Origin of the sequence: Variovorax sp. KK3 (assembly GCF_001984055.1) — a bacterium.
Classification (GTDB): domain Bacteria; phylum Pseudomonadota; class Gammaproteobacteria; order Burkholderiales; family Burkholderiaceae_C; genus Variovorax.
This window is the reverse complement of the sequence record NZ_LYVO01000057.1, coordinates 23,095-46,459: the sequence shown is the minus strand read 5'-3', so window position 1 is coordinate 46,459 and position 23,365 is coordinate 23,095. Positions and strand designations below refer to the sequence as shown.

Below are 23,365 nucleotides of genomic sequence, written 5' to 3'. Positions count from 1 at the left end.
ACCTCAAGGCGGGCTTCGGCGGGCACCAGGGCCGCGCCTTGAAGAAGGGCGACCGCCTGGCTTTGGGACCGGCCGGCATCGACGCTGCGCGACTGGCGAAGCGCGCCTTCGGCCTGCGCCCGCCCGAGTGGGGGCCGGACGACGATGGCGCCACCGTCCTGCGCGTCATGCCCGGCCCGGAGTTCGAGCAGTTCAACGTCGCGTCGCGCGAGTTGCTGTGGGGCGAGCCCTGGCGCATCACGCCGCAAAGCAACCGCATGGGCAACCGGCTCGAAGGGCCCGAGCTCAAGCGCAAGCGCAACGTCGACATGCTGTCCTCGGCCGTGATCCCGGGCACGATCCAAGTGCCGCCCTCGGGCCAGCCGATCATCCTGATGGGCGACTCGCAGACTACTGGCGGCTATCCGCGCATCGGCGTGGTGATCCGTGCCGATCTGTGGAAGCTCGCGCGTGCGCCGCTCAATGGTCGCCTGCGCCTGGTCGAGGTCGATGCGCCGGCGGCGCTCGACGCCTGGTCGGCGCAGCAGCGGTACCTCGCCCACGTCGGCCAGGGCCTGGCCGCTGCGGGGTGGATGGTGCCGGCGCACAATCCGACGCAAGGAGAACCCCACCATGCGGATTGACCTCAATGCCGACCTCGGCGAAGGCTGCGACACCGACGAGGCCCTGCTACAGCTCGTGAGTTCGGCCAACATCGCCTGCGGCTGGCATGCCGGCAACGCGAACACCATGCGCCAATGCGTGCGCTGGGCATTGAGCAACGGCGTGGCGATCGGCGCGCACCCGAGCTTCCCCGACCGCGAGAACTTCGGGCGCCGCGAAATGCAGCTGCCCCACGAAGAAATCATCGCCGGCATGCTCTACCAGATCGGTGCGCTGGCGGCCATCGCCAAGGCAGAAGGCGGCACGCTGGCACACGTCAAGGCCCACGGCGCGCTCTACAACCAGGCCGTGAAGGAGCCCGCGCTGGCCGAGGCCTTGTGCGAGGCGGTGCGCCGCTTCGACCCCGGCCTGCGCTTCTTCGGGCTGGCGGGCAGCGGCATGATCGATGCAGCCCGGCGCGCCGGGCTGACGCCCGTGGAAGAGGTGTTCGCCGACCGGGGCTACATGCCCGACGGCAGTCTGGTGCCGCGCAGCCAGCCCGGTGCGCTGATCGACGACGAAGAGCAGTCGCTGGCGCAGACGCTGTCGCTCGTGCGCGATCACCGGGTGCGGGCGATCGACGGCACGGAGGTCCAGGTCAATGCCCAGACCGTCTGCCTGCACGGCGACGGCGCCCATGCGCTCGCCTTCGCGCGCCGTATCCGCGAGCGCCTGACCGGCGAAGGCATCGCCATTTCGGCCAGTGCCTGAGCTTCGGGGCTCGAGCGCGTGAACATCCTGCTGACCGGCTTCGAACCGTTCGACAAGGACGCGATCAACCCGTCGTGGGAGGCCGTGCGCGCGCTCGACGGATGGCGCTGCGAGGGTGCCGTGGTGCACGCGCGCCGCATCTCCTGCGTCTTCGGCGCCGCGCTGCGCGAACTCGATGCGGCCATCGACGAATTGCAGCCGGTGCTTGCGATCGGCGTGGGCCAGGCCGGCGGCCGAAGCGAGATCACGCCCGAGCGCGTCGCGATCAACGTCGACGATGGCCGCATCTGCGACAACGCGGGCTGCCAGCCGATCGACGAGCCCGTGGTGCCGGGCGCGCCTGCCGCCTACTTTTCGACCTTGCCGATCAAGGCCATGGTGCGTGAGCTGCGCACTGCCGGCATTCCGGCTTCGGTGTCGAACAGTGCCGGCACCTTCGTCTGCAATCACCTGTTCTTCGGCCTGATGCACCGCATCGCGACGCGCCCGGCGCCGGGACTGCGCGGCGGCTTCATCCACATTCCCTACTTGCCGGAGCAGGCTGCGCGGTATCCGGGCGCGCCGAGCATGGCGCTGGACACGATCGTCGCCGCACTGCGCATCTCGGTCGCGACCGCGCTCGCGGTGCGCGCAGACCTGCGCGAGACCGGCGGGCAGATCAGCTAGGCGCTACGCCACCACGCGCTGCAGCCAGCGCACCAGCGTGGCATTGACGAACGCCGGCTTCTCCATGGTCAACATGTGGCCGCAGGCCTCGACCCACACCAGTTCGGCGTGCGGCATCAGGTCGGCCATTTCGCGCGAGCATTCGGGCGCGGTGAGCTTGTCGCTGTCGCCGCACATGATGAGCACCGGGCAGCGCAGCGAGGGCAGATGCGGCCGCTGGTCGGGACGCACCATCAAGGCGCGGTTCTGGCGAATGAGCTGGTCCGCGCCGGCATCGAGCACGAGCGTCACGTAACGCTTGACCAGGGCTGCATCGGCCGCCTGCGCGGGATGAAAGGCGAAGCCGGCATTGAACTGGATCACGTCGGCTGCTTCGCCTTGCTCGAAAAGCTCGATGGCCGACGTGCGCAGCTCGACCATCTCGGGTGTCTCGGGGCGCGGGTTGGTGCCGAGCAAAGCCAGTCCGGCGATGCGCTCGGGCGCCTGGCGTGCGGCCTCCATCGCGATCATGCCGCCCATCGAGGCGCCGCACAGCACCAGTGGACCCGGGTGTTCGCGCAGCACCGCCGCGGCCATGGTCTCGATGCGGTCGTGCCGCATGTGGACGTCGCTCACGCGCACGTCGAGCGAGGCGGGCAGGGCGGTCAGGGCGGGTATCTGGGCTTCCCAGAGGCGCTCGTCGCAGGCGAGGCCGGGCAGCAGGACTAGTCGGGGCATCGGCGCATTCTCCGTGATCCGTTCTCCGCGTCCGGCATCGTCGTCGAGCCGACATCGGATGCGATGACAATAGCCGTACTCCATGTCCATCGAACTCATCCTGATTCGCCACGGCGAAACCGACTGGAACCGCGAGCTGCGCTTCCAGGGCCACATCGACGTACCCCTCAACGACACCGGCCACGAGCAGGCACGCAGGCTGGGCCTGCGCATGGCGAGCGAGACGAGGGCGACGCACCTGGTCAGCAGCGACCTGATGCGCGCGCAGCAGACCGCCACGCCGACGGCGCAGCAACTGGGCCTCGACATCCTCACCTCGGTCGCGTTGCGCGAGCAGCATTTCGGCATCGTCGAGGGCATGCGTGCCGAGGAGATCCAGGCGCAGCATCCGCGTGCCTGGGAGGACTGGCTGAAGTTCAGCGAGGACCACGCCATGCCCGAGGGCGAAACGCCGCGCCAGTTTCATGCGCGCACCATGGAAACGCTGGGGAAGCTCGCCGCCGAATACGACGGGCGGACGGTGATCGTCGTGACGCACGGCGGGGTGCTCGACATGGTGTGGCGCACGGTGCGCGGGCTGGGGCTCAACGGGCCGCGCCAGAGCGAGATTCCCAACGCGGGCTTCAACCGCATTCGCATCGCCGACGCCGCACGGCCGACGCAGATCGAGATCCTCGACTGGGCGGACACGGCGCACCTCGACGGCCTGCCGGCGCAGCCGACCTACGACCAGAGCCGGCATCTGAAGAAGTCCTGAGCCGAGGTCGATGGCGCCGGCGGGTTCGAGCCCGCTGCGCAGCTAGGCCGGGCGTTTTGCGAGGAGCGCCCAGATGCCCGCAGCCGTGAGCAGCGAGCCGCCCGCCAGATGAAAGCGCCGTTGCGCGCGCGGCGAGCTCAGCAGCTTGCGCGCCGAGGCAGCGAACACCGCATAGAGCGTCGCGTTCAGCGTCGCCATTACCACGAAGGTCAGCGCCAGTATCCACAGCTGTCGGCTCACGTCCTCGCCCGGCCGCAGGAACTGCGGCAGGAAGGCCACGAAGAACACGATGCCCTTGGGGTTCAACGCCGTCACGAGCCAGGTGTTGGCGAACAGGCGCCAGCGCGAGCCCGGCGCCGCCGGGGCCGCCACGGTGGCCGACGAAGCGCCGGCGCGCAGCAGCTTGAGGCCCAGGTAGATCAGGTACAGGCCGCCGGCCCACTTGACCACCGTGAACCAGAAGGCCGAGGCCGCGAGCAGCGCACCCAGGCCGAGCAGCGACACCGCCAGCGCCGTCGAGTCACCCAGGGCGACGGCCGCCACCAGGGGTATGTTGGCGCGGCGGCCATGCGTCATGGAATAGCTGATGACCGTCAGGATGGTCGGTCCGGGAATGATGAGCAGCACCGCGGAAGCGGCGACGAAGGCGAGCCAGGTTTCGATGGGCAAGGCGATGCTCCTATGCGGGGTGGTTCGACCGATTGGACATCAACTGCGGCAGCCCGAGCGCGGCGTACACCCGGCCGGCCTGCCGCCGGAGCCGCTGCGACTGCGGTTGCCCGTTGACCTGCTGCTGCAGCAAACCCTGCGCGCTGGCCAGCGTGCTTTCGGTCCCGCGGGCGACCAGGGCATCGAGATACACCTGTTCGAACAGGTCGCGCTGCGCATGGCTGCCGCCGATCTCCACCAGGCGCGGCAACGCCACGCCCAGGCCCTCGATTGCGCCGGCCGCGTCGCCGCGCGCATGGGCCAGCAGGCCGCGTGCCGCCGGCACGCAGACGCGCTGCCAGGCCGCGCGTGTCGACGCGGGTGCGTTCGGCGCGAAGGCCTCGATGTTGTGGAGCAGGCGCTCGGCCTCGGGCCGCCCGGCGCGCGCCAGGCCGTACACGTATTGCAGGTCGAGGAAGGGCAGCACGTGGTCGTCGAGCCGCTGCGACAGGTAGACGGCCAGGTCTTCCCAGCGCCCGCCGACGTCGATGCCGGCCAGTTCCAGGCGAGCCAGCAGCGAGACGGCCCCGATCTGGTCCTGCGAGTAGTCCTTGACCACGCCCCACACCCGCTCGTCGTACACCGCCAATGCCTCCGCGTCGCGGCCCAGGTCGATCAGGAACAGGGCCACGTGCCACCAGTTGTGGGTGACCATGAAGGAGTTGAGCCCGACCCAGGTGTCGCTGACGCTGCGCAGGAAGTCCAGGCCTTCGGCCAGGCGCCCTTCGGTCAACATCACGTGGCCCAGCGCGTGGTGGGCCCAGGGCTCCTTGCGTTTCATTGCGATCGCACGGCGCGCGCTGGCTTCGGCTTCGCGCATCAGGTGGCATTGCTCGTGGCCGAAGGCGGCCATGCCGTGCAGATGGGGCACGTCGGCCGCGGCCGGCAGCGCCACCAGCGCGAGCCGCAGCATGCCGGGGCAATCGCCGACGTTGAAGCAGTGGTACTGGCCGAGCTTGAGCGACGCCAGGTCGCGCGGGTGCTCGCGGGCTTGCTCTTGGTGCAGGGCGATCGCGCGCGTGATGTCGCCGGCGGCCCAGGCGGCGACGGCCTCGATGTAGCGCCGCTCGCGCCCGGTGGCGCGGTCGGCACCGGCCTGCGCGCGTTCGAGAAAGGGCCGCGCGTTCTGCACGGCGTCACGCGACTCGGCGAAGAGATGCAGCGTGGCGCAGTAGGCCTGCACCAGGGGGCTCGGATCCTGCGCCGCCGACAGTACGTCGACGGCCCTCGCCTCGCAGGAGATGAATCCCTCGACGAAGGCGTCGACGGCCCGCAGGCTCGAAGGATCGTCCAGCGTGACGGGGTTGCCCAGGCTGTCTTGCATCCGGCCTATTCTGCCGCCAAGACCGGTTTCGGGCCGCTGCTCACACGCCGGCCTGCTGGTGGCGGTATTCCTGCGTGAGCCCGCCGTAGCCGTAGGCCGCGGCGCGGGCGTCGATCAGGTACACGTAGGACACCTCGTGAAGGTTCTTCCGCAGCGCCGCCATCGCCGAGTAGATCTCGCGCAGGTAGCGCGCCTTCTCGGCCTTGGTGTTGGTTTCGTCGGTGATGCTGATGTCCAGGTGGAAGGCCGACTGGCCGAGCTCGGCCAGCGTGCGGCCTCCGATGAACCAGGCGTCGTCGGCGACGTACTGCACGGTGGTGGCGATGACCGGCAGCTTCTTGCCCAGCACGCTCTGGGTAAGTTCGGCCACGGTGTCGACGACGCGGCGGGTGAGTTGCGCGTCGGGCTGGCCCGAGAGGTGGATGACGATGTGAGGCATGGTGCGTTCCTTTTCGAAGGTTGAGGGCTTCATTCTGGGCGCCGCGTATCCATCCGAAAAGCGGGAAGATATGATGGATGTCATCGATTGATCGAATGGATGGAACAGGTATGGCCACGAACACGCTCGACATGGAGCAGCTCCGGACCTTCGTTGCGGTGATCGAAGCCGGTAGCCTCACCGCCGCCGCGCCGCAGGTCTTTCTCTCGCAATCGGCCGTCAGCGAACAGATGCGCAAGCTCGAAGAACGCACCGGCCAGTCGCTGCTGAGCCGCAGCAAGGCCGGCGTGGTGCCGACGGTTGCCGGCGCACGGCTGCTGGCGCATGCGCAGCGCCTGCTGGCCCTGGTCGACGAGGCCCTTCGCGACCTGCGTGGCGAGAGCCTCGAAGGCGAGCTGCGGCTGGCCGTCACCGACTACTTCCGGCCCGGCGAACTGGCACGCCTGCTCGCGCGGCTGGGCGAGCGCTACCCTCACGTGCGCTTGCACGTGAGCGTGCTGAAGAGCGGCCAGATCGAAGCGGGCTATGCGCAAGGCCAGTTCGACGTCGGCCTGTCGATGCGCCTGCTGGGGCAGGGCGACAAGGCACAGGCGAAGTCGCCCGTGCTGCGCCGCGAGTCGCTGGCCTGGATGGCAGCGGACGGCGTGCAGGTGGTGCGCGGCCAGCCCTTGCGCTTGCTGGTGTTGCCCGACACCTGCTCGCTGCATCAATTCACTGTGGACCTGCTGCGCCGGCGGCAGGTGCCTCACACCGTGGCCCATGTGGCCTCGGGGGTGGCCGGGTTGCAATCCGCGTTGGCGGCCGGCCTCGGCGTGGCTTGCCTCAACGAATCGGCGCTGAGCGAGGGTGTGTCACGTCTGGCGCCGCCGCACGGGCTGCCCGCACTGCTGCGGGTGGCCTTTCACTTGCTGCCGCCGCGCCGCGGCGAAACCGCGTTCGTCACGCGGGCGCGCGAGGTCTTGGCCTCGCAATTCGCCTGAGGCCGCACCCAGCCGTAGAACGGCGAAATGGTCGGATGACCGAACCAGGCCTCAGGCGCTCGGCGGTTGCGGCCAGGGCCGCTGCGCTTCGCGGATCAACTCGAAGGCGCGCGCGACCTGCAACACGCCCAGGTCATCGAAGCGATGCCCCGCGACCTGCAGCCCGATCGGCAGGCCGCCACTGCTGTAGCCGCAGTTGATGGACGCCGCCGGCTGCTCCGACATGTTGAACGGCACGGTGAAACCGATGTGTTCCAGGGGTCGCAACGGGTCGTTGGTCGGCGAGGGCAACTCGGCGTCCACCGGCATGTTTGGCGACACCGGGGAGATCACGTAGTCGAAGGGCGCGCAGGCCGCGACGGCCGCCAGGCGCGTCGCGTGGAACTGGCTGAAGCCGCGGAAAACGTGTTCGCCGCCGAAGCCCGCCGCGCTCTCGGCCCATTCGCGGATGTACGGCAGCACCTTGGCACGTCGCTCGGCCGGCAGCGCGTTGATGTCCACCATGGACCGCATGCGCCAGAAGTGATCCATGCCGTCGAGCATGGCCTGCGTCATGAAGGGCCGCAGCGGCTCGACGACGGCGCCGGCGCGCTCGAACAGCCTGGCGGCCAGTTCGACCGCCGAGCGGATCTCGGGCTCGACGGGCAGGCCGCAGCCCGCATCGAGCAGCAGGCCGATGCGCAGGCCGCGCAGGCGCTCGGTGCCGGCATCGAAGGCCGTCCAGTCGATCGCCTCGGCCGGCAGGCTCATGCTGTCGCGCGCGTCGGGCCGGGCCAGCACCTGCATCATGAGCGCGGCGTCGGCGACGCTGCGCGTCATCGGCCCGGCGGCGCGGCCCATGTAGGGCGGGTCGATCGGTATCCGGCCTAGGCTGGGCTTGAGCGTGAAGATGCCGCACCAGGCCGCTGGAAGCCGCAGCGAACCGCCGATGTCGGTGCCCACGTGCAGCGGCCCGTAGCCGGCGGCTGCTGCCGCGCCCGCGCCCGCGCTGGAACCGCCCGGCGTCTTCGAAAGGTCCCAGGGGTTGCGTGCGAGCCGGTGAAAGCTCGAGAGTCCCGAGGACAACATGCCGTAGTCGGGCATGGTGGTCTTGGAGACGACCACCGCGCCGGCTTCCTTCAGGCGCGCCGCCGGCGGTGCGTCGGCCGTGGCCGGCCGCAACTCGACGGCAGCCGTGCCGGCCGGCATCGGGTCGCCTTGCGTGGCGATGTTCTCCTTGATGGTGGTCGGCACGCCGTCGATGGGCCCCAGCGGCTCGCCGCGGCGCCAGCGCGCCTCGGAGGCGCGCGCCTGCTCGATCGCCGCCTCGGGCCGCAGCAGCCAGGTGGCCTGCAGCTGCGGTTCCCAGCGCGCGATGTGGTCGAGCACCGCCTGCGTGACCTCGACCGGGGACAGGTTCCCGTCGCGGTAGGCGCCGACGAGCGCCTGTGCGGAGAGGTCGTGCAGCGGCGTGCTCACAACCAGGACAGCGCCGCGAGGTCGTTGACGAAGATCGGGCTTTCCTTCCAGAGCCCCTTGACGCCCTTCTTGGCGACGCTGGGGAACTGGGGTTGATACAGGAATCCGTTGGCCGCGTCGGTGGCCAGCAGCTTCTGGGCATCGCCCAGCAGCTTGTTGCGCTCGGCCGCGTTGGCGGTGGTCTTGATCTTGTCGTAGAGCGCCGTGAACTCCTTGGAGTCGTAGCCCCAGTAGTAGTCGGGCTTGGCGTAGTTGCCCAGGTCGAAGGGCTCCACGTGCGACACGATGCTGAGGTCGTAGTCGTGCGAGCCGCCATAGGTGTTGCTGAGCCACTGCGCCCACTCGACGTTCTGGATCTTCACGGTGATGCCGATCTTGGCCAGCTCGGCCGCGATCACCTCGCCGCCCTGGCGCGCGTAGGGCGGCGGCGGCAGGGTCATCGTGAGTTCGAGCGGCGTCTTCACGCCGGCTTCGGCCAGCAGCTTCTTGGCCTTCTCGACGTCGTAGGGGTTGATGGCGGTCGTGTCGACGTAGCCGGGCGCGCCGGGCACGTAGTGGCTGCCGATGGGCGTGCCGAAGCCGTCGGCGGCGCCTTCGATCACGGCCTTGCGGTCGATCGCGGCGAGGATGGCGCGGCGCACGCGCACGTCGCTGAGCGGCTTCTTCTTGCTGTTGATCGCCAGGATGGTCTTGGCGCGCGAGCCGCCCTGGATGACCTGGAACTGCGGGTTGTTCTTGAACTGCGCCACGGCGCGCGTGCCGATCGGCTTGAACACGTCGACGTCGCCGGCCATCAGCGCGGCGGCCTGCGCGGCGGTGTCGGAGATGAAGCGGAAGGTGACGCGGCGCAGCTTGGCTTCGGCCGGGTTGCGGTAGCCGTCCCACTTGCTCACGACCACCGAGGAGCCCTTGGACCAGTTGTCGAGCTTGTACGGGCCGGTGCCCACCGGCTTGGTGGCGTTGCTGTCGGCGCTCTTGGGCTCGACGATGATCGCGGTCGCCTGGCCGAGCAGGAAGGGCAGGTCGGGGTCGATCTCCTTGTTGATCAGCACCACGGTGTTCTCGTCGACCACCTGCGTGCTGAGGTTCGCGAAGGTACGTTTGTCCTTGTTGGTGCTCTTCTCGGCGCCGGCGCGGTCGAAGGAGAACTTGACGGCCTGCGCATTGAAGGGCTCGCCGTTCTGGAACTTCACGCCGCGGCGCAGCTTGAAGGTGTAGGTCTTGAGGTCGGGCGAGACCTCCCAGCTCTCGGCCAGCAGCGGCGTGACCTTGCCGTCGGAATTGATCTTGGTCAGCGTCTCGTAGATGTTGTAGTGCGTGATTTCCGCGATGGCCGATGCCGCACCGGTAGTCGGGTCCAGGCCCGGCGGCTCGAGCGTCATGCCGATCACCAGGGCGTCTTTGCGGCTCTGGGCCAGGGCCGCCTGTGGCAGGGCGAGCGGCACGGTGGCGAGCGCGGCAGTGGTCAGAAGGGTGCGACGTCTAAACATGGTCGGAACTCCGGGCTGGGACTGTTGGAAGGAAGACAAATGACGACATATGACGTTACATCATCCGCGGGCCGGCTGGCTCGGGACAAGCACTTGGGCATTGCACAGGGTTACGCCAACGGCCGCGGCATCGCCCGCAGAAGCAGGTCGGCGGCTCATTCGGCACCCGCGGGCTCCGCACGCGGCACGGCCGCCAGCAATGCCTGGGTGTAGGGATGCTCGGCATGTGCGAAGAGCTGTTGCGGCGCGCCGCGCTCGACCACCAGGCCGCGGTGCAGCACGCAGACTTCGTCGCACAGGTGGTTGACCACCGCCAGGTCGTGGCTGATCAGCAGGTAGCTGATGCCGAACTTCTGCTGCAGCTCCTGCATCAGGTTGAGCACCTGGGCCTGCACCGAGACATCGAGCGCGCTCACCGGCTCGTCGGCCACGATCAGCTTGGGCCGGGTGATGAGGGCGCGGGCGATCGCGATGCGCTGGCGCTGGCCGCCGGAGAACTCGTGCGGGTATTTGTCGAGATCGCTGGTGCGCAGGCCCACGGCGGCGAGCGATTCGCCGGCACGCTCGCGCTGCTCGGCGCGGCTGCTTTGGGCCAGTGCTTCCAGCGGCTCGGCGACGATGCGGGCGACGGTCTGGCGCGGATCGAGGGAGCCGTACGGGTCCTGGAACACCATCTGCAGGTCGCGGCGCGCAGCGCGCAGTTCGTCCCGGGGCAGGGCATGAAGATCGCGGCCGAGCAGCTTCACGGTGCCGGCGGTCGGCGTGTCGAGCGCCATGACCAGGCGCGCGATGGTCGACTTGCCCGAACCCGATTCGCCGACGATGCCCAGGCTGCGGCCGGCCTCGAGGGCGAAGCTGACACCGTTGAGCGCCTTCACCGTCGGCGGCGGCCCGAACAGGCGCTCGCGTGGCAGCTGGTAGTGGCGCACCAGGCCGTCGACTTCGAGCAGGACGCTCATGCCGCGACCTCCTGCGCGATCGCTTCGCCCAGGCGGATGCAGCGCACCTCGTGGCCGTGCGGCATCGGCGTGGCTGGGGGCCGCGTGGTGTGGCAGCCGTCGATGGTAAGGCTGCACCGACCGGCGAAGGGGCAGCCGGCAGGCAGGTCGACCAGTTCGGGCACGCTGCCGCGGATGGTGGCGAGTTTCGCGCCCTTGGCGGCACCCAGCGCGGGCCGCGCGGCGAAAAGGCCCTGGGTGTACGGGTGGGCGCGCTCCGCGAACACGGCTGTGGTCGGGCCGCTTTCGACCACGCTGCCGCCGTACATCACCAGCATCTTCGACACGTTCTGGGCGATCACGCCCAGGTCGTGCGAGATCAATATCAGTGCCATGCCGCGTTCGGCCACCAGGCCCTGGATCAGCTCGAGGATCTGCTTCTGGATGGTGACGTCGAGCGCGGTGGTGGGCTCGTCGGCGATCAGCAGGTCGGGCCCGCAGGCGAGCGCCATGGCGATGCCGATGCGCTGGCGCTGGCCGCCCGAAAACTGGTGGGGATAGGCGTCGAGGCGCGTCGCTGCGTCCGGAATGCCGACGCGATCGAGCAGGGCGAGCGCTTCCTTGCGTGCCTGGGCGCGCGACAGCCCGCGGTGCAGCCGCAGCGGCTCGCCGACCTGGCGTGCGATGGTGTGGACCGGGTTCAGTGCCGTCATCGGCTCCTGGAAGATCATGCCGATGCGGTCGCCGCGCAGCGCGCACATCGCGCGCTCGGGCAGGCCGACGAGCTCGGTGCCGTCGAAACGGATGCTGCCCGTCACCTTGGCGGTGGCCGGCAGCAGGCCCATCAGCGACTGCACGGTGATCGACTTGCCGCAGCCGGATTCGCCGACGATGCCCAGCGTTTCCCCGCGCTCGAGCGTGAAGCCGATGCCGCGCACCGCCTCGGCGGGCCCGCGCTGCGTCTGCAGTTGCACGTGGAGGTCGTCGACTTCGAGCAGGGGCATGGGCGGGGCGGGAATGGGTCAGCGGGCGCGGGCGAGGCGCGGATCGAGCAGGTCGCGCAGGCCGTCGCCCAGCAGGTTGAGGCCGAGCACGGCCAATGCGATGGCCATGCCGGGGAACACGGCCAGCAGCGGCGCCTGGAACATCATGGTCTGCGCCTCGCTCAGCATGCGGCCCCACGACGGTTGCGGCGGCTGTGTGCCGAGGCCCAGGTAGGACAGGGCGGCCTCGGCCAGGATGGCGATCGCGAAGCGGATGGTCGACTGCACGATCAGCACGGCCGAGATGTTGGGCAGCACGTGCTGCATCGTGATCGCGAAGGCGCCCTTGCCGCAGGCCCGTGCTGCGGCCACGTACTCGCGCGACCAGATCGCATTGGCCGAGGCCCGCGTGATGCGCGCGAAGGTCGGGATGTTGTAGATGCCGATCGCGATGATCGCGTTGACGATGCCGGCGCCGAATACCGCGGTGAGCATGATGGCCGACAGGATCGCGGGAAAGGCCATCGAGAAGTCGGCGAATCGCATGATGGCTTCTTCGACCCAGCCGCGCTTGGCGGCCGCCAGCAGGCCCAGCGCCGTGCCCACGAGCAGGCCGATGCCGACGGCGATGAGCCCCACCAGGATGGACGCGCGTGCGCCCACCAGCAGCAGCGAGGCCACGTCGCGCCCGAAGGTGTCGGTGCCCAGCCAGTGCGCGGCCGTCGGTGGCTTGAGCTTGCCGGCGATGTTCATTTCGTAGGGGGACCACGGGGTCCACACCAGCGAGATGGCGGCGGCGAGGATCAGCAGAAGCGTGAGCGCGGCGCCGATGACGAAGCTGCGATGGTGCAGCGCGCGGCGCCAGAAGCCGGGCACCTTGAAGGCCGCGGCGCTCGGGACTTGTGCGGGCACGGCGCTCATGGCGGTCGCCGGTCTGAAAAGCCGATGGGTCTCATATGTCGGAGGCCTTGATCCGCGGATCGATGACGGCATAGAGCACGTCGACGACGAAATTGACGATGACCACCATGGCCGCGAGCAGCATCACGCAGTTGCGCACCACGATCAGGTCGCGGTTGCTGATGGCCTGGAAGATCAGGCGGCCGAGGCCGGGCAGGTAGAAGACGTTCTCCACCACGATGGTGCCGGCCAGCAGTTCGGAGAACTGCATGCCCATCACGGTGATGACGGGGATCATCGCGTTGCGCAGCACGTGGGTCCAGAGCACGGCGCGTTGGGTGACGCCCTTGGCGCGCGCGGTGCGAACGAAGTCCTCGCGCATGACTTCGAGCACGGCCGAGCGCGTGATGCGCGCGAGGATGGCGGCCTGCACCACCGCCAAGGAGAGCGCGGGCAGGAGCAGGGCCTTGAGGCCGGGCAGGATGCCTTCGCCCCAGCCCTCGAATCCGCCGGCCGAGAACCACTGAAGCTGCACCGAAAAGACCAGGATCAGCAGGATGGCGAACCAGAAATTGGGGATCGCGATGCCGACCTGCGTCAGGCCCATGAGGCCGACATCACCGAGCTTGTTGTGGCGGGCCGCGGCCGTCACGCCCACGAGCAGGGCCAGCACCGTGGTGAAGGCCATCGCGAGCAGCGCCAGCGGAACGGTCAGTGCCAGGCGCTCCAAGATCAGTTCGACCACCGGCGAGCTGTAGGCGTAGCTGTCGCCGAGGTCGCCGGTGAGCAGGCCGCCGATCCAATGCCAGTAGCGAGTCCATGCGGGCTGGTCGAGGCCCAGCTTGGCCGCCAGGGCCGCGACGGCGTCGGGGGATGCGTCGGGGCCCATGAGCATCTGCGCGGCGTTGCCGGGCAGGATCTCGAGCACGAGGAAGACGATGACCGAGGCGCCGATCAGGGTCGCGATCAGCGTGACGAAGCGCTTGAACAGAAAGAGGCTCATGGGGCGGGGCGCAGCATAACCCGACAGACGCAATGAGCATGCCCGCAACGGATAATCGCGGCATGGCCCTGATGATCACCGACGAATGCATCAACTGCGACGTCTGCGAGCCGGAGTGCCCCAACGACGCCATCTACATGGGCGAGGAGATCTACGAGATCGACCCGCGCAAGTGCACCGAGTGCGTGGGCCACTTCGACGAACCGCAGTGCGTGCAGGTGTGCCCGGTGGCCTGCATTCCCACGAATCCCGAACACGTCGAGACGCGCGAGACCTTGTGGCAGAAGTTCGAGCGGCTGGCTGCGGCCAAGGCCGCAGCGGCAGAGGGCCAGCCGCCCGCGGCCGCGCAGGCCTAGCTCTTGTCGCTGCCGCGGCGCGATGCGGACTTGTCCGCGGCTTTTTCAGCCTTCTTCTTGGCCGTCGCCACCGGGTCGTGGGCGCTGAAGTAGCCCGGATCGGCTTGGCCCTTCTTCTTTTTGTTCGCGGCGATGGCGACAGGCTCGGGCCTCGGTGCCGGAGGCCGGCTGTCGATGAGCACGGGCTGACGCTTGGCCTGCGCCTTTTCGAGCTTGAGGCGCTCTCGTTCCATACGGTCGGCAGCGGACTGCGCCTCGCGCGTCGCGCGATCGGCTTCGCGCTTCTGCGCCGGGTCGCGGGTGTCGCCGACGGCGAGCGGCTTGCCGTCTTCGCAGGGCCGGTCGGAGTAGTTGCTGCCGCAACGCCATGCGGTCGTGCCGTTCGCGGCCGTGGACGCCCACAGGACGCAGACCGCGATGGGCAGGATGGCGATGCGAGTGGCTTGGTTCTTCATTCTTCCTTCTCCCTTCAGGTGAATCCGCTCAGTCCGGAGCGGGCGGTGCGCCTTCACCCGGCTCCCGACGCGGCGGTTTGGGGCGCGGCGGCTTGCTGGTGTGAATCAGCAAGGTCGCCTTGTCCATCTCGCCCGCGACCAAGGCCGGGAAGGCATGCAGCGTGCGGACGATCGCGTCCTCGATCGCCTCGCGTTGTTCTTTCAACGGCTTCTTGAGCACCCAGCTCACCACTTCGGACTTGACGCCCGGGTGGCCGATGCCCAGGCGCAGACGCCAGTAGTCGGCGGTGCCGAGCTGCGCGTGGATGTCGCGCAGGCCGTTGTGGCCTGCATGGCTGCCGCCTCGCTTGAGCTTGGCCTGGCCGGGCACGACGTCGAGTTCGTCGTGCACCACCAGGATCTCGTGCGGCTCGATCTTGAAGAAGCGCGCGAGGGCGGCCACCGATTTCCCGGACAGGTTCATGAAGGTCTGCGGCTCCAGCAGCCACACCGGCTGCCCGCCCATCTGCATGCGGGCGACCAGCCCGTGGTAGCTGCGCTCCGGCGCCAGGGTGAGCTTGCGATCGCGCGCGAGCGCGTCGATCCACCAGAAGCCGGCGTTGTGCCGCGTGGCTTCGTACTCCGGGCCCGGGTTGCCGAGGCCGACGAACAACTTGATCATGGGGCGGGATTATGGAGGGCGTATGGGGCGCTTATGGAGGGGCGAATGATGGGCTTGCGTTGCACCAAAAGAAACGGCCCGCACAGGGCGGGCCGTCGGCGCGATGGCAGGAAGCGATTTACTTCTTCTTGGCGGGCGCAGCCTTGGCGTCCTTCGCGGCAGCCGGGGCAGCGGCTTCACCGGCAGCGCCTTCGGCAGGCGCTTCTTCGGCGACCAGCGGGGCCACGGCCGACACGACGACCGGGTTGCCCTTGCCGTGGCTCACGTACTTCAAGCCCTTCGGCAGCTTGATGTCGTTGACGTGCAGGGTGGCGTTCTTCGTCAGGTTGGAGAGGTCGACCTCGATGAACTCGGGAAGGTCGGCCGGCAGGCAGCTGACTTCGAGTTCGGTCATCACGTGGTTCACGAGGTTGTGGTCCAGCTTGACGGCGGTGGATTCTTCTTCACCCTTGAAGTGCAGCGGCACCTTCACGGTCATGCGGGTACGTGCATCGACGCGTTGGAAGTCCACGTGCTGCACGAGCGGGCGGAAGGGGTGGTACTGCACGTCGCGCAGGAGCACCTTGGCGACGTTGCCGCCCAGTTCCATCTCGAGGATCGACGAGTGGAAGGCTTCCTTTTTCAGGGCATGCCACAGCGCGTTGTGATCGAGTTCGATCAGCTGGGGCTGGCCGTCGCCCCCATAAACGATGCCGGGCGTCTTGCCCGAGATGCGGAGACGGCGGCTCGCACCCGTGCCCTGCTTGGCGCGCTCAAAAGCGACGAATTTCATGACTACTCCTATGGGAGCCGACCGCGACCAGTGCGACTCCGGTTTCGAAAAGGGCGCCGCGAAGGGCGCCCGGCTTTTTGCTCAGGCCAGGGCTCTAGAAGAGGTTTTCCTGGTCCGAGAACAAACTCATGACCGACTCGCCCTTGGCGATGCGCTGGATCGTCTCGGCGATCAGCGGTGCCACCGACAACTGGCGGATCTTGGTGCAGCCCACCGCGCCGTCGTTGAGGGGAATCGTGTTGGTGACGACCACTTCGTCGAGCGCGGTGCCCTTGGCGATGCGCTCGATGGCAGGGCCAGAGAAGATGGGGTGCGTGCAGTAGGCGTAGACCTTCTTGGCGCCGCGTTCCTTGAGCACCTCGGCGGCCTTCACCAGGGTGCCGGCGGTGTCGATCATGTCGTCCATGATCACGCAGTTGCGGCCGTCGATTTCGCCGATCACGTGCATGACTTCGCTCACGTTGGCGCGCGGACGGCGCTTGTCGATGATGGCGAGGTCGCAGTTGAGTTGCTTGGCCAGCGCGCGGGCACGCACCACGCCACCCACGTCGGGCGACACCACGATCAGATCTTCGTAGTTTTTCTGGCGCAGGTCGCCCAGGAGCACCGGCGAGGCGTAGATGTTGTCGACGGGGATGTCGAAGAAGCCCTGGATCTGGTCGGCGTGCAGGTCCATCGTCAGCACGCGGGCGACACCGACGGTTTCGAGCAAGTTGGCGACCACCTTCGCCGAGATCGGCACCCGGCTGGAGCGGGGGCGGCGATCTTGCCGGGCATAGCCGTAGTAGGGGATCACCGCACTGATGCGCTCGGCCGAAGCGCGCTTGAGCGCGTCGACCATGATGAGCAGTTCCATCAGGTTTTCGTTGGTCGGCGCGCAGGTGGACTGAACCACGAAGACGTCGCGGGCACGGACGTTCTGGTTGATCTCGACGGTGACTTCGCCATCTGAGAAGCGGCCGACGCGTGCGGCGCCGAGCGAGGTGCCCAGGTTCTGCGCGATCTCGGCGGCAAGGCCCGGGTTGGCATTGCCGGTGAAAACCATGAAATCAGGATGGTGAGCCTGCATGAGCGTCCCGGCAAAAATGAAAAATGGCCCGTCAGGGGCCGCCACTACTCTCGTGAACGATGAGGATTTGGCAGGGGAGAAAGGATTCGAACCTTTGCATGCTGGAATCAAAATCCAGTGCCTTAACCAGCTTGGCGACTCCCCTACACAGGTTGGCAGCCGGAGCCACCCACCGATATACGTCGCATCAAACCACAAAAGTGGTCTGATCTTCTAGGCCGCCCATCCCACCAGGGGATGTGAGCCCAGATTGCTGCACTTGCGAACCTGCCAGCCCGAGGGCGGCTGTTCCAGCTCTGCGTTCTGCGGCATGACCGCGAAAACCGAACTGCCTGAGCCGGTCATGCGAGCCTGGAGTCCTTGGGTGCCTAGCCATCGAATGGCATCGGTGACCGCGGGACAGAGTCTCTCTGCGACCGGCTGCAGGTCGTTGCGACCGAAGCCAAGACCTGAGGCCTTGTCATCGTTGCCGGCAACGTGTGCAGCAAAGCCCGAGAGTATAGCAGCAGGTGTGTCGCGCTGAAGGTCGGGCGCCGAAAAAATGAGGTGGGTGTCGAGGCCCTCGGTCGGCTTGACCACGGCAAGCTGCGCAGGAGGCACTTCGATCGGCGTGATCTGCTCGCCGATGCCTTCGACCCAGGCATTGCGTCCGCGCAGGAAGAAGGGGACGTCGGCACCCAGCGTCAATCCGATCTGCTCCAGTTTCGATAGCGGGAGCCGCAAATCCCACAACCGATTCAGCGCCAGCAAGCACGTCGCGGCGTCCGAGGAGCCGCCGCCCATGCCGGCTTGCGAAGGCACGCGCTTGACGATGCCGATGTGCGCGCCGAGCGGCGTTCCGGTCGCAGCCCGCAGCGCGCGAGCGGCGCGCAGCACCAGGTCTTCGGGCGGCAGGGGGCTGGTCAGGTCTTCGCGGCTAAGCAGGCCGTCGTCGCGCGTCTCGACATGCAGCGTATCGCACCAGTCGATCAACATGAAGACGGACTGCAAGAGGTGGAAGCCATCCGCCCGCCGACCGGTGATGTGCAAAAAGAGATTGAGCTTGGCCGGTGCCGGGAGGTCGTAGATCGCCTTCATGCGCGCTCGAACGCGATACGCAGATCCGCGCGAGGACGCGGGGATTCGCGCGTGGCCTGGAGTCGCCCGGCACCCAATTGGGAGAGGTCGGGGCGCCAACCGGGAACGTTCACTTCACGGCCAGCCAACCATCCGAACAAGGCGCCGACAGGAATGACGGCGCCGGTCGCTGCCTGGATCAGCGCGTCGACCGAGTCGAAGCGCCTCGTCTCGCTGCCATTTTTCAGCAGAGCCTCGCCCGGCGCCCAATGCAACTGGGCCAAGGTGTTGCCGATCGGGCTGGTCAGGATCAGTTCGCCGGCTTGCGGGTCGCCGCGCAGCTCGAACAGGGCGGAGAAGGTCTGCACCGGTTCACTGTCGACGCGCAACGCGAGCCTGCCGCTCCAGGCCTGGCCCGGTTCGCCGGGCCCTTTGGCGCCGCCGCTCGGGGCCGCGCAGCCCGCCGCAAGAAGCAGCCCGGCCGCTCCGGCACAGAAAACCAGGCGACGCTTCAAAGCTTCACGCGCAGGCGCTTGAGCGTTTCCTGCAGCGTCTCGTTGTCCGCATCGGCCAGGTAGGCTTCTTTCCAGACCGACATGGCGCGATCGCGCTGGCCCTTGGCCCACAACACCTCGCCCAAATGCGCCCCGATTTCTGGATCGGGCCGGCGCTTGTAGGCGGCTTCGAGGATGCGCATCGCCTCGTCGGTGTTGCCGAGCCTGAACTCGACCCAGCCGAGACTGTCGGCGATGAAAGGATCTTCGGGCGCGAGTTGCACGGCCTTCTTGATCAGCGTTCGCGCTTCGTCCAGCCGGATCTTGCGATCGGCGAGCGAATAGCCGAGGGCGTTGTAGGCGTTCTGGTTGTCGGGCTTGAGCTCGATCAGGCGGCGAAGCAGTCGCTCCATCTCGTCGAGACGGTTGAGCTTCTCGGCGACCATCGCCTTGTCGTAGATGAGGTCGGTGTCCTCGGGCTTGGCCGAACTGGCCTGCGCCAGCATGTCGTAGGCGGCCTGGTATTGCTTGGCGTCGCGCAGCAATTGGACTTCTGCCAGGAACTTCTGCTTCTTGTCTTCTTCGGTGCGCTCGGGCAGGCTCCGCACCAATTCGCGTGCCTGGGGCAATTTGCCCTGGCGTGCCAGCAGAGCGGCGCGCCGGGTCTGTGCGGCCACGAGGTCCTCGGTGCTGTCGATGCGAGACAGCCAGTGCTCGGCGCCCACGAAGTCCTTGCGACGCTCCGCCAGTTGCGCCAGCAGGATGAAGGCTTGCGCCTGGCCGCGGCTTCGCGCCTCCGGGTTGTCGGCCTGCGTGTCGGCCATCGCGATGTAGCGCTTGAGCGAAGCCTCGGCCGCGGCGTCTTGGCGGGCCTGCGTTTGCAGGCTGCCCAGCAGAAGCCACGGCTCGGGCAGTTCGGGGCGGGACTGGGTCAGCGAGGCCAACTCGGTGGTGGCATCGGTGTAGCGGCGTCCCTCCACCAGCACGCGTGCGTAGGCAATGCGCAGCTCGGGGAGAACCTTGGCTCCGGACAGATAGCGCTTGACCAACGCCTCGGCCTCGGGCTGGGCGGGGTCGACCAGTTCGAGCGCCAGCAGAGCCGGACCGTCGGCAGACGGGTCGATTTCGTAGCCCTTGCGCGCCGCCTCAAGCGCGCCGGGTGCGTCGCCGGCCGCGAGCCGAAGCCGGCCGACGGTCGCCCAGGCGGCGCCGCCGGTCGCCGGGCTCTTGAGATCGTCGACGAGCGCCTGCTCCACCACCGACACCGCCAGCTTCTTGTCGGTGGCACGGGCGTAGTTGCGGGCGATCACGGCCATCAGGAAGGGCCGTTCCATCGGCGGCGTGGCCGCCAGTTCGGCTCGCAGCGGCTCGACCGTTTCGCTGATGCGGTTCAGCGCAATCAGGATCTGCAGTTCGAAACGCCGCGCGTCGCGCGAATCGGGGAGCATGTCTTTCCAGGCCCGCGCGGCTGCCAGTGCGGCGTCGCCCGATCGCGCCTGCAGCGCGATCTCGACCGCGCGCTGGAAAAGTTTTGGGTCACGCGATCGCCGTGCCGCATCCAGCACCAGCGCGTAGCCGGAACCTGGGTCGCCCGAGCGCGCAGTGAGCTCGCCCATCAACACTTCGTAGAAAAGCTCGGCGGTCATCGCCGAAGGGCGGACCGGCTCTTCGCGCGGCGCGGCGGCGGCAAGCGTGGTGGCAGGCGGCGCCGCCGGTTCGATGATGGGCGCGGGGCTGGTCGGTTCGGCGGGCGCAGGCAACTGGGGCTGTGCCTGCGCGGCCATGGTCATCATGGCCAGGAGCGCAGCCGCCGCGAGGCGGGATCGGCGGAGCGAGGGGGTCATCGAGCCATAATAATCCAAGGCTTTCGAGCGATGGCCGCAGGGGGCTTCGGTCCTGCCTTGATTTGCTGTCAGCCTTTCTCCATGCCTGAATTACCCGAAGTTGAAGTGACACGGTTGGGCTTGGCCGACCGCATCGCCGGAGCGCGCATCGAATCGGTGCGTCTTGGCAAACCGCTTCGGTGGACGCTGGCCGCAGACCCTGCAGCACTGATTGGCCGCACGGTGCGCGCCGTGCGCCGGCGCGGCAAGTACCTGTTGGTCGACCTGGACGACGGCCTGCTGCTGATGCACCTGGGCATGTCGGGCAGCCTGCGCTTCGACCTCGACTTGCCCGCGCCCGGCCCCCACGACCATTTCGACCTGGTCACCAGTCGCGGCACCCTGCGGCTCAACGATCCCCGTCGTTTCGGCGCAGTGGTCTACGCAGAGAGCGAGATCTCGCCGCCGGCGGTGAAGTTGCTCGGAGGCCTCGGCATGGAGCCGCTCGAGGCGTCATTCGACGTCGAACGCTTCTACCAGGGCTTGCGCCGCCGCAAGGCCCCTATCAAACAGGTGCTGTTGGCAGGCGACGTGGTGGTCGGCGTCGGCAACATCTACGCGTCCGAGGCATTGTTCCTCGCCGGCATTCGACCCAGCCTGTCGGCGGCCCGAATCAGTCGTCCGCGCGCAGTGCGCCTGCATTCGGCGGTGCAGGAAATCCTGGCGCGTGCGGTCGAGCGTGGCGGTAGCACGCTGCGGGACTTCGCCCACGTCGACGGACAAAGCGGCTACTTCCAGCTCGAGGCAAGCGTCTATGGCCGCACCGGTGAGCCGTGCAGGGTGTGCGCCACCCCGGTGCGCCAGATCAGGCAAGGCCAACGCTCCACATATTTCTGCCCAATCTGTCAAAAGTACTGAAAGCCCGGCAGACTACTGTCTTGCCAGCGCCCCCCGGGTGCTAATATTTTGTAAGCAACCCTTACACACCCCTTGACTCGCTCCTTCAATCAGCAGTTCGACCAGCATGGCGCCTGGCGACGTAACTTCGCGCACCGGCTCAAGTGGCTGTCGCGCTGGCTGGACGAGAACGAGCTCATGGACCAAAGCGTCGCCGAGCGGCTGCGCGAGCTGGAGTCGCAGATGCGCACCAGCAAGGTCATGGTGGCCTTCGTGGCCGAGTTCTCGCGCGGCAAGTCTGAGCTGATCAACGCGATCTTCTTTGCTGCGTATGGCCGACGCATCATGCCGGCCAGTGCGGGTCGCACGACCATGTGCCCGACCGAGCTGGGGTTCGACGCGGCTTACCTGCCCAGCCTGCGCCTGTTGCCCATCGAGACAAGGCTGGAGCCGCATTCACTGACGCACTGGCGCGACGAGTTTGAGCGCTGGACCGAGATTCCGATCGATGTCGAGGATGCCGAGCAGCTCTCGCAGACCATGAACAAGGTCGCCGAGGTCCGGCGTGTCTCGGTGGAAGAAGCGCGCTCGCTGGGCTTCTGGAGCGACGAATCGCCCGAAGACAATCCGGTGAAGGATGCCGAAGGGCAGGTCGAGATTCCGCGCTGGCGCCATGCCCTGCTCAACATGCCGCACCCGCTGCTCGAGCAGGGGCTGGTCATCCTCGACACGCCTGGCCTCAACGCGATCGGCGCCGAGCCTGAACTGACCGTGAGCCTGATCCCCCAGGCCCATGCCGTGGTCTTCATCCTGGGCGCCGACACGGGCGTGACCCGCTCCGACCTGGCCATCTGGCGCGAGCACCTCATCACCGAGGGCGACCCTGGCGAGACGCGCATCGTGGTGCTGAACAAGATCGACACCATGTGGGACACGCTGAGCACGCCCGCCCAGATCGATGCCCAGATCCAGCGTCAGCGCAAGGGCGCCGCCGAACTGCTGGGCGTGCCACTGACGCAGGTGCTGCCGGTGTCCGCCCAAAAGGGCCTTCAAGCCAAGATCCGTCGCGACGTGCCGCTGTTGCAGGCCAGTCGTTTGCCCGCACTCGAAGCCGTGCTAGGCGAAGGGCTTCTCGGCAAGCGCGAGCGCATGCTGCGCCTGGCTGTCGATTCGGGTATTGCGTCGTTGCAGGCTGAGGCCGCGCGCATCCTCAAGGTGCGCCAACGCGATCTGTCGGAGCAGGCGCTGGAACTGCAAGGCCTGCGCGGCAAGAATGTCTCGGTCATCCGGCACATGCGCACGCGCATCGAGCAGGAACAGAGCGAGTTCGAGGGCAGCAATACGCGTATCCTGGCGCTGCGCTCGGTGCAGGGCAAGCTGCTGCGCGAGGTGTATGCGGTCTTGGGCAGCACGGCCCTGAAAGCCGACATGGCGCGCCTGTCGGCGTCGCTCAAGCGGCCGGGCATCAAGTTCAACGTGCGCAAGATGTACGGCGAAACGTTCGACGCCCTGCGCAACAACCTGCGCGAAGTGCAGGCGACCACGGGCGAAATTCAGTCGATGCTGCATGCGACCTTCCGGCAGCTCAACGCCGAGCATGGTTTCGCGCTGCAGGCGCCGGCCGAGCCCGACCTGGCCGGTTTTCAGGAGCAGCTGAGCCAGATCGAACGCAGTCACATCCACTACTTGGGCATCGGCAACATGCTCAAGCTCGCCCAGCCGGATTTCTGCGACAAGCTCGTGCGCGCGCTCGCCAGCCGACTGCGCGTGGTCAACGAAGCCGCGATGACCGAGGTCGAGCGCTGGAGCAAAGGCGCGGGTGCGCAGCTCGATGCGCAACTCAAGGAGCGCCGTCGCAACTTCACCAAGCGGATCGAGGCGGTCGAGCGCATTCAGAGCGCCGCGGGCAACCTCGACGAGCGTCTTGCCGAGCTTGCCGCGCAAGAAAGCGGCTTGGCCGAACTGCACGTGCGCCTTCGCGAATTCACCGCGCTGCTCACGAGCAATGAAGCGCCCAACGCGGCCGCGGCGCGTAACGAACTCAGTGCGGCCTGACGCGGCGGCGA

Annotated in this window: 24 protein-coding genes, 1 tRNA gene and 1 pseudogene; 8 read left to right on the top strand and 18 right to left on the bottom strand. The window is 67.9% G+C overall.

The features are described from left to right. From B0W80_RS23655 to pcp, 3 genes and pseudogenes are all read left to right on the top strand, one after another. Positions 1 to 623: pseudogene (locus B0W80_RS23655) on the top strand (allophanate hydrolase); the annotation flags it as partial. Next, positions 613 to 1,353 carry a 5-oxoprolinase subunit PxpA gene (gene pxpA, locus B0W80_RS23650; protein WP_077001608.1) on the top strand — a complete coding sequence of 247 codons (741 nt, stop codon included), beginning with the start codon at positions 613 to 615 and terminating at the stop codon, positions 1,351 to 1,353. The pseudogene B0W80_RS23655 and the gene pxpA, both read left to right, overlap by 11 nt. A 24-nt stretch (positions 1,354 to 1,377) precedes the next feature. Beyond that, positions 1,378 to 2,019, top strand: coding sequence for a pyroglutamyl-peptidase I (gene pcp / locus B0W80_RS23645; RefSeq protein ID WP_083745574.1), 642 nt, complete (start codon positions 1,378 to 1,380; stop codon positions 2,017 to 2,019). Between the two features lie 3 nt (positions 2,020 to 2,022). Here pcp and B0W80_RS23640 read toward each other — a convergent pair whose 3' ends face one another. Continuing rightward, positions 2,023 to 2,736 carry an alpha/beta fold hydrolase gene (locus tag B0W80_RS23640; RefSeq protein WP_179107006.1) on the bottom strand — a complete coding sequence of 238 codons (714 nt, stop codon included), beginning with the start codon at positions 2,734 to 2,736 and terminating at the stop codon, positions 2,023 to 2,025. Between the two features lie 82 nt (positions 2,737 to 2,818). On the opposite strand from B0W80_RS23640, the gene B0W80_RS23635 reads away from it, so the two are divergent. After that, entirely contained in the window at positions 2,819 to 3,493 is a 675-nt protein-coding gene (locus B0W80_RS23635; protein WP_077001606.1) for a histidine phosphatase family protein, read from the top strand. 42 nt (positions 3,494 to 3,535) lie between these two features. On the opposite strand, the gene B0W80_RS23630 is transcribed toward B0W80_RS23635, so the two are convergent. The 3 genes from B0W80_RS23630 to B0W80_RS23620 are packed head-to-tail and all read right to left on the bottom strand — an operon-like array spanning position 3,536 to position 5,964. Then, positions 3,536 to 4,162, bottom strand: coding sequence for a LysE family translocator (locus B0W80_RS23630; protein ID WP_077001605.1), 627 nt, complete (start codon positions 4,160 to 4,162; stop codon positions 3,536 to 3,538). 10 nt (positions 4,163 to 4,172) lie between these two features. Continuing rightward, positions 4,173 to 5,525, bottom strand: coding sequence for a tetratricopeptide repeat protein (locus B0W80_RS23625; protein ID WP_077001604.1), 1,353 nt, complete (start codon positions 5,523 to 5,525; stop codon positions 4,173 to 4,175). A gap of 40 nt (positions 5,526 to 5,565) precedes the next feature. Beyond that, a complete protein-coding gene (locus tag B0W80_RS23620) occupies positions 5,566 to 5,964 on the bottom strand; it encodes a tautomerase family protein (RefSeq protein WP_077001612.1) in 399 nt (132 codons plus the stop codon). 110 nt (positions 5,965 to 6,074) lie between these two features. Between B0W80_RS23620 and B0W80_RS23615 the strand changes: the two genes are divergently transcribed. Beyond that, positions 6,075 to 6,944, top strand: a complete 870-nt coding sequence (locus B0W80_RS23615; RefSeq protein ID WP_077001603.1) for a LysR family transcriptional regulator — start codon at positions 6,075 to 6,077, stop codon at positions 6,942 to 6,944. 51 nt (positions 6,945 to 6,995) lie between these two features. Here the strand turns inward: B0W80_RS23615 and B0W80_RS23610 are convergent, their stop codons facing one another. The 6 genes from B0W80_RS23610 to B0W80_RS23585 all read right to left on the bottom strand — a co-directional run bounded on the left by B0W80_RS23610 (position 6,996) and on the right by B0W80_RS23585 (position 13,716). Next, on the bottom strand, positions 6,996 to 8,402 hold the full coding sequence (locus B0W80_RS23610) for an amidase (RefSeq protein WP_373039005.1): 1,407 nt from the start codon (positions 8,400 to 8,402) through the stop codon (positions 6,996 to 6,998). Continuing rightward, entirely contained in the window at positions 8,399 to 9,892 is a 1,494-nt protein-coding gene (locus B0W80_RS23605; protein ID WP_077001602.1) for an ABC transporter substrate-binding protein, read from the bottom strand. The genes B0W80_RS23610 and B0W80_RS23605 overlap by 4 nt, the downstream gene beginning before the upstream one ends. Before the next feature lie 155 nt (positions 9,893 to 10,047). Beyond that, complete coding sequence (locus B0W80_RS23600) at positions 10,048 to 10,851, bottom strand: ATP-binding cassette domain-containing protein (RefSeq protein ID WP_077001601.1); 804 nt, start codon at positions 10,849 to 10,851, stop codon at positions 10,048 to 10,050. Then, a complete protein-coding gene (locus B0W80_RS23595) occupies positions 10,848 to 11,834 on the bottom strand; it encodes an ABC transporter ATP-binding protein (protein ID WP_077001600.1) in 987 nt (328 codons plus the stop codon). Before B0W80_RS23595 ends, B0W80_RS23600 begins: the two co-directional genes overlap by 4 nt. 18 nt (positions 11,835 to 11,852) lie before the next feature. Next, on the bottom strand, positions 11,853 to 12,734 hold the full coding sequence (locus tag B0W80_RS23590; protein ID WP_077001599.1) for an ABC transporter permease: 882 nt from the start codon (positions 12,732 to 12,734) through the stop codon (positions 11,853 to 11,855). Between the two features lie 31 nt (positions 12,735 to 12,765). Next, the gene (locus B0W80_RS23585) at positions 12,766 to 13,716 is read right to left on the bottom strand and encodes an ABC transporter permease (protein WP_077001598.1); all 951 of its coding nucleotides are present in this window, start codon (positions 13,714 to 13,716) and stop codon (positions 12,766 to 12,768) included. Between the two features lie 62 nt (positions 13,717 to 13,778). Here B0W80_RS23585 and B0W80_RS23580 point away from each other — a divergent pair, with 62 nt between their 5' ends. Beyond that, complete coding sequence (locus tag B0W80_RS23580; RefSeq protein WP_077001597.1) at positions 13,779 to 14,072, top strand: YfhL family 4Fe-4S dicluster ferredoxin; 294 nt, start codon at positions 13,779 to 13,781, stop codon at positions 14,070 to 14,072. On the opposite strand, the gene B0W80_RS23575 is transcribed toward B0W80_RS23580, so the two are convergent. The 8 genes from B0W80_RS23575 to B0W80_RS23540 form a co-directional block, all read right to left on the bottom strand. Then, on the bottom strand, positions 14,069 to 14,527 hold the full coding sequence (locus B0W80_RS23575) for a hypothetical protein (protein WP_077001596.1): 459 nt from the start codon (positions 14,525 to 14,527) through the stop codon (positions 14,069 to 14,071). The two genes, B0W80_RS23580 and B0W80_RS23575, sit on opposite strands and share 4 nt — an antisense overlap. Before the next feature lie 28 nt (positions 14,528 to 14,555). Beyond that, positions 14,556 to 15,188, bottom strand: a complete 633-nt coding sequence (gene pth, locus B0W80_RS23570) for an aminoacyl-tRNA hydrolase (protein ID WP_077001595.1) — start codon at positions 15,186 to 15,188, stop codon at positions 14,556 to 14,558. Between the two features lie 118 nt (positions 15,189 to 15,306). Beyond that, positions 15,307 to 15,960: a 50S ribosomal protein L25/general stress protein Ctc gene (locus tag B0W80_RS23565; RefSeq protein WP_077001594.1), complete on the bottom strand. Its 654-nt coding sequence runs from the start codon at positions 15,958 to 15,960 to the stop codon at positions 15,307 to 15,309. 94 nt (positions 15,961 to 16,054) lie between these two features. Further along, a complete protein-coding gene (locus tag B0W80_RS23560; RefSeq protein ID WP_077001593.1) occupies positions 16,055 to 17,029 on the bottom strand; it encodes a ribose-phosphate pyrophosphokinase in 975 nt (324 codons plus the stop codon). Between the two features lie 68 nt (positions 17,030 to 17,097). Further along, positions 17,098 to 17,174, bottom strand: a tRNA-Gln gene (locus B0W80_RS23555). Between the two features lie 68 nt (positions 17,175 to 17,242). Further along, the gene (gene ispE, locus B0W80_RS23550; protein ID WP_077001592.1) at positions 17,243 to 18,106 is read right to left on the bottom strand and encodes a 4-(cytidine 5'-diphospho)-2-C-methyl-D-erythritol kinase; all 864 of its coding nucleotides are present in this window, start codon (positions 18,104 to 18,106) and stop codon (positions 17,243 to 17,245) included. Further along, positions 18,103 to 18,600, bottom strand: coding sequence for a lipoprotein insertase outer membrane protein LolB (locus tag B0W80_RS23545; protein ID WP_077001591.1), 498 nt, complete (start codon positions 18,598 to 18,600; stop codon positions 18,103 to 18,105). The genes ispE and B0W80_RS23545 overlap by 4 nt, the downstream gene beginning before the upstream one ends. Then, positions 18,597 to 20,423, bottom strand: a complete 1,827-nt coding sequence (locus tag B0W80_RS23540) for a tetratricopeptide repeat protein (RefSeq protein ID WP_077001590.1) — start codon at positions 20,421 to 20,423, stop codon at positions 18,597 to 18,599. Before B0W80_RS23540 ends, B0W80_RS23545 begins: the two co-directional genes overlap by 4 nt. A gap of 81 nt (positions 20,424 to 20,504) precedes the next feature. On the opposite strand from B0W80_RS23540, the gene mutM reads away from it, so the two are divergent. Both mutM and B0W80_RS23530 read left to right on the top strand, forming a co-directional pair. Further along, positions 20,505 to 21,320: a bifunctional DNA-formamidopyrimidine glycosylase/DNA-(apurinic or apyrimidinic site) lyase gene (mutM, locus tag B0W80_RS23535; protein WP_077001589.1), complete on the top strand. Its 816-nt coding sequence runs from the start codon at positions 20,505 to 20,507 to the stop codon at positions 21,318 to 21,320. A gap of 72 nt (positions 21,321 to 21,392) precedes the next feature. Beyond that, positions 21,393 to 23,354 carry a dynamin family protein gene (locus B0W80_RS23530; RefSeq protein WP_077001588.1) on the top strand — a complete coding sequence of 654 codons (1,962 nt, stop codon included), beginning with the start codon at positions 21,393 to 21,395 and terminating at the stop codon, positions 23,352 to 23,354. Positions 23,355 to 23,365 lie beyond the last annotated feature (11 nt).